Here is an 8,655-nt window from a genome sequence, read left to right on the forward strand (position 1 = left end):
ACGCATATGAGAAAGCCGCATAGCAGCTCCTGTTTTCACTTAATGTCTTGTAAATGATCGTAAATTTTGAGCACCTTGCCCAAATCTGTCGCAATCGATGTCGCATTTCATATCAAGCGGTTCGCTTTTGCGATTTAGTTTCTGCTTACACAAGCCTATATCAGCGCCAGCAAACGAGCTGCCCCACTCCATCAAGCGAAGGCGACCCGTCTGAGCAACCGAATGGAGATGATTATGAAGCTTTTTGCCCGCCTCTTTGCCCGCCGCGAAATGAACCTGACCACCGCTCTCGAGCGTCAGCGTCTCGCCAACACCATGCCCGGCCAGACTGGCGCCATGAATGCGGCGCGCCTCGGCTTCGTCGCCTGAAGATTTTCCAGGCAGCGCATCCCTGCCGCTGCTTTAAAACTGCAACGCCGCCTGCCTCCAGCCAGAGCGGCGTTTTTGTTCTGCGCACAGGCTGTACGCTGCCTGTCCCTTGAACAGTTCGTGCCACTTCCGGGCCCCGCTGCACGCCGATTGCCCATTTGCGACCCATGTCGCAAATTTAATCTTGTCGTAGCGGCGTAGCCGATTGACAGACATGGTTTTTCCTGATGTCGCTATGCTATTCGCGACATCCTGTTCGCGCCATGGCTGTGTGAGGTTCCCTTGAACGCCGTAAAGCATCCGATCAAGCGGTCGTTTGTATTCTTCCTTATTCCCGATTTCACCATGATCGCCTTTGCGACCGCGCTCGACCCGCTGCGCTCGGCCAATCGCATGCTCGGCTACGAGGCCTATCGATGGCGCCTCGCCAGCATCGACGGCAAGCCGGTGCGCGCCTCGAACGGAGTCGAGTGCGCGGTCAACACGTCGCTCGAGGATGAACGCAAGAAGATGGCAGGTCCCGATCGGCCGAACATGGCCATCGTCTGCAGCGGCATCAATGTCGAGCGCTACCAAAACAAGTCCGCCTTCGCCTGGCTGCGCGAGGAATACAATCGCGGCGTCGCCGTCGGCGGCCTGTGCACCGGCGCGCATATCCTCGCCGCCGCCGGCCTGTTGTCCAACAAGCGCTGCGCCATCCACTGGGAGAACCTGCCGGGCTTTTCCGAGGCGTTCCCGAAGGCCAATGTCTTTGCCGACCTCTTCGAGATCGACCAGAACATCTACACCTGCGCCGGTGGCACCGCCGCACTCGACATGATGCTGAAGCTGATCGGCGACGACTTTGACGAGAACCTCGTCAACCGCGTCTGCGAGCAGGTGCTGACCGACCGCGTGCGCAGCCCCACCGACCGCCAGCGCCTGCCGCTGCGCGCCCGCCTCGGCGTCCAGAACTCGAAAGTGCTGACCATCATCGAGTTGATGGAAGGCAATCTGTCGGAGCCGCTGTCACTGATCGAGATCGCCGATCATGTCGACCTGTCGCGCCGCCAGATCGAGCGGCTGTTCCGCACCGAGATGGGCCGCTCCCCCGCCCGCTATTATCTCGAAATCCGGCTCGACCGCGCTCGGCACCTGCTGATCCAGTCCTCGATGCCAGTGGTCGAGGTGGCGGTCGCCTGCGGCTTCGTCTCGGCCTCGCATTTCTCCAAATGCTACCGCGAACTCTACGCCCGCTCGCCGCAGCAGGAGCGCGTCGACCGCAAGCAGCTGCTGGCCGCCTGAGCAGAGGTGTCACGTGAGGCGGCTCTGGACGCCCCGAAACGTGATCTTCCTCGCCTCAAGCGTCTGTTGAGCGAGCCAAGTATCTTTCCAGATGATCAGGCTGTGTCGGTCTGACTACGCCTGCGCCGTGCGCATCGCCTCGACCCGAATATCCTCGGTCAGCCGCGCTTTCAGCGCCGAGAATTCCGGGCTGGTCTTCAGCGTGTAATGGCGCGGATGCGGCAGGTCGATGGCGACATCCGACTTGATGCGGCCAGGCCGCGCCGTCATCACGATGACGCGCGAGGCCATGAAGATCGCCTCCTCGATGTCATGGGTGACGAACAGCACCGTCTTTTGGCGCCGTTCCCAGATGCCGAGCAGCAGTTCCTGCATCAGACCGCGCGTCTGGTTGTCGAGCGCGCCGAACGGCTCATCCAGCAACAGGATCTCCGGATCGTTAGCCAGCGCCCGGGCGATCGCCGTGCGCTGCTGCATGCCGCCGGAGAGCTGCTTCGGCCAATGGTTCTCGAACCCTTTCAGGCCGACGAGATTGACGTAGGAAGCGACGACCCCGTCCCGCTCCTTTTCGGGCATTCCGCGTTCGCGCAAGCCGAAAGCGATGTTCTGCGCCACAGTCAGCCAGGGAAACAGCGTGTAGGACTGAAAGACCATGCCGCGATCCGGCCCCGGCCGGGTCACCGCCTTGCCGTCGAGCAGCACACGGCCCTCGCTCGATGCTTCCAGGCCCGCGACAATCCTGAGCAGTGTCGACTTCCCGCAGCCGGACGGCCCCAGAATAGTGATGAAGTCGTTGGCGGCGACCGCCAGGTCGATCGGCATCAGCGCCTTGACCGGCTGACCGCCGCGCACGCCGGCAAAGGTGCGCGAAACGCCCTCGATGAGAAGCTTGTTCACGCCAGGCTCCACGGAAAGAGCCAGCGGTTGAAGGCCTTGAAGGCGAAGTCGGACAACAGCCCGATCAGTCCGATGACGATGATGCCGAAGATGATCTGACCCGTCGCCAGCCGCGACTGACTGTTGATGATCATGTAGCCGATGCCGGATGACGAGCCGATCAGTTCCGCGACGATGACATAGGTCCAGGCCCAGCCGAGCACCAGCCGCAGCGTCTCGGCGACCTCCGGCGCATTGGCCGGCATGATCACCCGGTTGACGATGCCGCTGTTGGTGGAACCCAGCGTGTAGGCGGCCTCGACCAGATCGCGTCGTGTGCCGCCAACTTTGACCGCGATGATGAGGACGATCTGGAACACCGAGCCGACGAAGATGACCAGCAGTTTTTCCAGCTCGCCGATGCCGGCCCACAAGATGAGCAGTGGGATGAATGCCGACGCAGGCAAGTAGCGGGCGAAGGAGACAAAAGGCTCCAGAAACGCCTCCACCGGCTTCCAGGCGCCCATCGCGATGCCAAGCGGTACCGCGACGACCGAGGCAAGCAGGAAGCCGCCGAAGACGCGCCAGATGGTGATCAGAACGTCGAGCCAAAAACGGTCTTCGACCAAAAGCCGCCAGCCATCCCGCAGCATCGACAGCGGATCGGCGAGGAAGATGCGGTTGACGTGGCCGCCTAGCGTGATCCAAGCCCAGAAGGCCACGAAAAGCACGAAGAAGGAAATGCCGAGCACGGTTCGGATGCCCGGCGAGACTGGATGCAAGGGGCGCATCGTCAAATCGTCGCCATTTTCAAATGGTCCCCATGCTCAAATCGCGCTTTGTCCAAGAGAAGGCGGCAGCGCCAGGCGCCGCCGCTTGATGGTCAAAGGCCGAACGATCAGTTCGAAACCGGGCTGGTGTCAGCCAACGTGGTGACGTCGGGCGCTTCCTTGATCAGTCCCATCTGCAGCAGCAGTTCGCCAGCGGTCTTGGAAAAGTCCTGGAATTCCTTGGTGAAGAACTGTTTGTTCTCCGCCCGGTCGGCCCATTTCAGGTATTTCGCCGAATCCTCGAATTCCTTGGCCGACTGTTTCACGTCGGCACCCATGGTCTCGTAGGATTTCTGCGGATCGCTCTTGATCAGGTCGAGTGCATCAAAATAGCTGTCGGCCAGCGCCTTGGCGGCATCCGGATTGGTTTTCAGGAATTCGGGTGTGCAGCCCACCGTGTCGAGCACCATCGGGTAGTCGAGCGTCGTCGCCAGGATATGGCCCTGGTCCGACTTGTCGCGCACCGCCGAGATGAACGGCTCGTAGGTGACGGCGGCGTCGTTCTGCCCGGCGAGGAAAGCTTGCGCCGCCGCATCAGGCTCCAGATTGACGACGGTGACGTCCTTCGTCGACATGCCGTTCTTGTTCAGCACCCAGGCGAGCATGAAATAGGGCGACGTGCCCGGCGCCGATGACGCGACGTTCTTGCCCTTGAGATCGGCGACGGTCTTGATGTTGTTGCGGGCGACGATGCCGTCGGCGCCGTAGGATTTGTCGAGCTGGAAGATCTGCTTGGTGGTGACGCCGCTGGCGTTCCACACCAGCCAGGTCTCCACCGTGGTGGCCGCGCATTGCAGGTCGCCGCTGGCGATGGCGAGCGGCCGGCTCGCTTGCGGCACCTTTTTCAGGGTCACGTCGAGTCCGTGTTTCTCGAAGATGCCCGCCTGCTTCGCAAGCGTCAGCGGCGCGAAGCCTGTCCAGCCGCTGATGCCGATAGTGACCGAGGTGGCAGCCATCGCCGGTGCCGACAGGCCGGCGGCAAGTGTCAGAGTTGCGGTAAGAACGGCGATCCTGTTCATGTCGGTTCCCCTTTTGTTTTTGCTGGGGAATTGTCTCACAGACGCCAATCGGCTTGTCAATGAACAGCTTGGTGAGGCAACCGGCAGGCCCGGCTCTGCTGTCGGCCAATGGCTACCACCGCCAGAAATCCGTCGTGGCTAATCCAAAATGGCCTCAATAATCGTCGCAGGTGCACTCCGCCGACGATATACGGTCATTCCAGTCGCTGCCGCCGAAATCGCGGATCCGGCGCCGGATCTCGATCGAGCGGCCACCCATCCGGGAGTCCTCATAGGCAATGAGTGTGCAACCCCGGCGCACAATCACCGACGACACACGGTCGTTCCAGAACTGGCCGCCGCGAAAGTTCACGGAATCGTCGGGGCCCATACCGATGGACCGACCGCGAAAATTCGCGTGCTCGAACATCATGCAGGCGGGCTCATCATTGTATTGGGCGCTGGCGGCGTCGGCAAAAAGTACGGACGCGACAGCAGTCAGGATGGCTAGACGTTTCATCTGATGTTTCCTCGGTTTTTGCCGCGGCCCCTCCGACTGGATAGCGCGGTCCGGCCAATTTGCCAATGCTTCGGTCGCCTAGCGGCTGTCAAACATCCAGCTGCGGTTGCGCCACATTTTCTCGCCGACCAGGCAGTCGGTGGCGGGCTTGTCCTGCGCCAATACCACCGGCGGATGCGTGGCTTCTTCTGCCGCCCATTGCGGCGAGGCCGGGCCGGCGAGTTCCAGCACCAGCTTGCGACGGATGGCTTCGGGAAACTGCGTCCAGTCATTGACCGGAATCATGAAGGCTCCGGGTCCGCCGATGACGCAGTCGCTGTAGTAGCGATCGAGATTGCTGACTTCGTAGGCGCCGGAAAAACCGCCTCGCGTCATCAGCGGCAGGCCGTTGATGACGATGCCTTGCTTGATCAGATCGTCGCGGGTCAGGTTGACCGGCGCGCCTTGATTGTTGGGGCCATCGCCCGAAATGTCGATGACCCGCTTCGTGCCCTGGTAGCCGCTTTCGGCGAACAGGTCATTGCCGAACTCCAGCGCTCCGGAGATCGAGGTGCGCCGCGCGCTGTTGGGCGGCTGAGCGGATAGTTGCGCAACCACCCGCTCGGCGTCGGTGCGGCTGGCGATCACCGTCCACGGCACGATGACGCGCTGCCAGTTGGTGCCGGCCCATTCGACATAGGTGACGGCGATCTTGCCATAAGCGCCATCGGCAATGGCCTGCAGCACATTGTCGTGCGTCAGTGCCGCGGCGTAGCCGTGACGCTGGATCTCGAGTTCGTCCGGAGACATCGACAGCGAGACATCGACGGCCAGCACCAGCTCGACATCGACGGGCTCGTCAGCTTGGGCCGCGGGCGTCAACCAGAGCGTCAGTGCGAACGCGGCGCAGCCTGAAAGGAAATGTCTTGCGCAGGCAAAAGCAGACATGCCGCGAAGGTAAGCGAAAACCGTCGGCTTAAAAAGAGAAAAGCCCGGCCGATGGCCAGGCTTTTGCCTTCATGCCCTTTGCGCCGGCTAGCAATCAGCTGCGCGGCTTCAAATTCTCCGGATCGTAGAGCGGCTTGTAGCCGACAGCCGCCACTTCGACCGGATATGTCTCACCGAAATACTCGATCGTGAGCTTGCGGCCTTCCTGGGCGTACGCCCACGGCAGATAGGCAAGACCGATATTCTTGCCGATGGTCGGGCCATAGGCCATCGAGGTGGTGAAGGACCGCCGGCCGAGTTCGTCGACCAGCGTCTCGCCGGTCTTCGGATCCATCACCGGCATGGTGCCGACGGGATAGCGGGCAACGCCTTTGGAATCGACATTCTCGGTCATCACCAGCGTGCACAGCATGGCCGGCTGGTGCTCGCGGGCGCGGTATTCGACGTGCTTCGCCTTGCCGCAGAAATCGTTCTCCTTGACCTTTGGACGAGCGAGATCCGCTTCGAGCAGATTGTACTCGGTCAGAAGGTCGGCGTTCTGCAGGCGCAGGCTCTTTTCCATGCGGCGCGTGTTGGCATAGGTCTCCACGCCGAAAGGCATCACGCCGGTCGAGCGCAGCGCGTCCCACACAGCGAGACCGTCCTCGTAGCGCATATGCAGTTCCCAGCCCTGCTCGCCGACATAGGAGATGCGGAAAGCGGTGACGTCCTTGCCGCCGATCCGGACCGGCTTGATCGCCGCGAATGGGAAGTTCTCAACAGAGAGCCCGTCCGGGTTTTCGACCACCTTCTGCAAGGTCGCCCGGGCGTTCGGTCCCCAGATGCCGATGGTGACGAACTTCTCGGTCACGTCGGTGATGGTGACGTCGAAACCTTTGTCCTGTGCCGTGCGGCGCATGTACTGGAAATCGCGCGGGCCAGCATCCGCGCCGTCGATCAAACGACAGCGGTCGGCCATGCGAATAACGGTAAAGTCGGCCCGCACCATGCCTTCCTCGTCGAGGAAGTGGGTGTAGATGCCCTTGCCGATGTTGTTGTCGCCGCCAATCTTGGCTGCGCACAACCATTCCAGCAGCGCGACATGGTCTGGACCTTCGATGTCGTACATGGCGAAATGCGACAGGTTGACGATGCCGCAATCCTCGCTCATGGCGAGATGTTCGGCATTGGAGACGCGCCAGAAATGGCGGTTGTCCCATTCGTTCTCACGCACCGGCACCCGGTTGCCGTATTTCTCCAGGAGATGCTCGTTGGCGGCATAGCCGTGGGCGCGCTCCCAGCCGCCGAGTTCCATGAAATAGCCGCCGAGTTCCTTCTCGCGTTCCCAGAACGGCGAGCGCCGGATATTGCGGGCCTTGGAGAACGGCTCGCGCGGATGCACCGCCGGATTGTAGACCTTCATCGCCGTCTCGGTGCAGCGGTCCCAGATGAACTGCTCCTTGGTCTGGTGCGGATAGAACCGTGCATAGTCGATGGCATGGTGATCGATTGCGGTGCGGCCGTCGGTCATCCAGTCGGCGATCAGCTTGCCCATGCCGGGACCATCCTTGACCCAGATGGCAACGGCATACCACAGACCCCGCACCTTCTGGCTTTCGCCCATCGACGGGCCGCCGTCCGCGGTTACCTGGAGAAGTCCATTGAACGAATGGCTCTCATTATAGCCGAGTTCGCCGAGGATCGGCGTCAGTTCCATGGCGCGTTCGAGCGGCGCCAGGATCTGTTCCATGTCGAGATCGCGTTGCGACGGCGAAAGCCGCGCCTGGTCCTTCTCCAGCAGGTCGCGCGGGTGGCAAAGGCGCGGATTGGTCTCTTCGTAATAACCCCATTCGATCTGCCCGCCCTCGGCGGTCTTGGGATCACCGGTGTCGCGCATATAGGCCGAGTTGCCCTGGTCGCGCAGCAGCGGCCAGCCGATCTCCTTGCCGGTGCCGGCGAACTCGTTGTAGGGGCCGAAGAAGGTCAGCGGATGGTCGATCGGCATGACCGGCAGGTCTTCGCCGACCATTTCCGCTATCAGCCGGCCCCAAATCCCGGCGCAGACGACGACATAGTCGGCCTCGATGGTGCCGCGGTCCGTTACCACGCCTGATATGCGGCCGTCCTTGACGACCAGCGACCGGGCCGATGTGTTGGCGAAGGATTTGAGCTTGCCCGACGCTTCCGCCTGGTCGACCAGCTTGCCGGCGACCGTCTGCGAACGCGGGATGACCAGACCGGCATCGGGATCCCAAAGACCACCTTGAACAATCGCTTCTTCGATGAGCGGAAATTTTTCCTTGATCTCGGCCGGCTCGATCAGGCGCGCGCGCGTGCCAAACGCCTTGGCCGAGGCGATCTTGCGCTTGATTTCTTCCATTCGGCTGTCGTCGCCGACACGCGCGACCTCGAGGCCGCCGATACGCGCGTAATGACCCATCTTCTCGTAGAAATCGATGGAGTAGAGCGTCGTCCAGCACGACAGGAAATCGTGGCTGGTGGTGTAGCAGAAGTCGGAGGCGTGCGCCGTCGAGCCGATATCGGTCGGGATACCTGATTTGTCGATGCCGACAATGTCATCCCAGCCGCGTTCGATCAGGTGATGGGCGATCGATGCGCCGACAATACCGCCCAGGCCGACGATGACGACCCTCGCCTTTTTCGGAAACTCTGCCATTGCCCGCGACTCCAAAGTGATAAAGCGGGCGGACTATAGGGCGGAGCAGCAGCACGATTGAAGCCTGTTTGCGACATTGGCAAAAAGCCGAGCGACCAGACGGCAGAATGCTTCACACCGGGCGCCTGGGGCGGTTCGCTTTCCGGTAGGCTAACTCAGGCGAAGGCCCAGATGTCCTCGGCCTGGAAACCGACC

Annotated in this window: 8 protein-coding genes; 2 read left to right on the forward strand and 6 right to left on the reverse strand. The window is 61.7% G+C overall.

Features of this window, described 5'->3' with window-relative positions; all coding sequences use genetic code 11:
* Positions 1-234 precede the first annotated feature (234 nt).
* Together EN969_RS36610 and EN969_RS07375 are read left to right on the forward strand one after the other, a co-directional pair.
* Entirely contained in the window at positions 235-369 is a 135-nt protein-coding gene (locus tag EN969_RS36610; RefSeq protein ID WP_013531161.1) for a hypothetical protein, read from the forward strand.
* A gap of 345 nt (positions 370-714) precedes the next feature.
* Positions 715-1,653, forward strand: coding sequence for a GlxA family transcriptional regulator (locus tag EN969_RS07375; RefSeq protein ID WP_348625597.1), 939 nt, complete (start codon positions 715-717; stop codon positions 1,651-1,653).
* Positions 1,654-1,767: 114 nt separating this feature from the next.
* Here EN969_RS07375 and EN969_RS07380 read toward each other — a convergent pair whose 3' ends face one another.
* The 6 genes from EN969_RS07380 to EN969_RS07405 all read right to left on the reverse strand — a co-directional run bounded on the left by EN969_RS07380 (position 1,768) and on the right by EN969_RS07405 (position 8,460).
* A complete protein-coding gene (locus EN969_RS07380) occupies positions 1,768-2,550 on the reverse strand; it encodes an ABC transporter ATP-binding protein (protein WP_013531158.1) in 783 nt (260 codons plus the stop codon).
* Positions 2,547-3,320, reverse strand: a complete 774-nt coding sequence (locus EN969_RS07385) for an ABC transporter permease (protein ID WP_063168206.1) — start codon at positions 3,318-3,320, stop codon at positions 2,547-2,549. Before EN969_RS07385 ends, EN969_RS07380 begins: the two co-directional genes overlap by 4 nt.
* A gap of 107 nt (positions 3,321-3,427) precedes the next feature.
* A complete protein-coding gene (locus EN969_RS07390) occupies positions 3,428-4,378 on the reverse strand; it encodes an ABC transporter substrate-binding protein (RefSeq protein ID WP_063168207.1) in 951 nt (316 codons plus the stop codon).
* Positions 4,379-4,532: 154 nt separating this feature from the next.
* Positions 4,533-4,877, reverse strand: coding sequence for a peptidase inhibitor family I36 protein (locus EN969_RS07395; RefSeq protein ID WP_024501320.1), 345 nt, complete (start codon positions 4,875-4,877; stop codon positions 4,533-4,535).
* Between the two features lie 78 nt (positions 4,878-4,955).
* A complete protein-coding gene (locus tag EN969_RS07400) occupies positions 4,956-5,804 on the reverse strand; it encodes a DUF1194 domain-containing protein (protein ID WP_063168208.1) in 849 nt (282 codons plus the stop codon).
* A gap of 94 nt (positions 5,805-5,898) precedes the next feature.
* Complete coding sequence (locus EN969_RS07405; protein ID WP_063168209.1) at positions 5,899-8,460, reverse strand: FAD-dependent oxidoreductase; 2,562 nt, start codon at positions 8,458-8,460, stop codon at positions 5,899-5,901.
* Positions 8,461-8,655 lie beyond the last annotated feature (195 nt).

The sequence above is a fragment of the Mesorhizobium sp. M7A.F.Ca.CA.003.01.2.1 genome (genome assembly GCF_003998945.1).
GTDB classification, from domain to species: domain Bacteria; phylum Pseudomonadota; class Alphaproteobacteria; order Rhizobiales; family Rhizobiaceae; genus Mesorhizobium; species Mesorhizobium ciceri.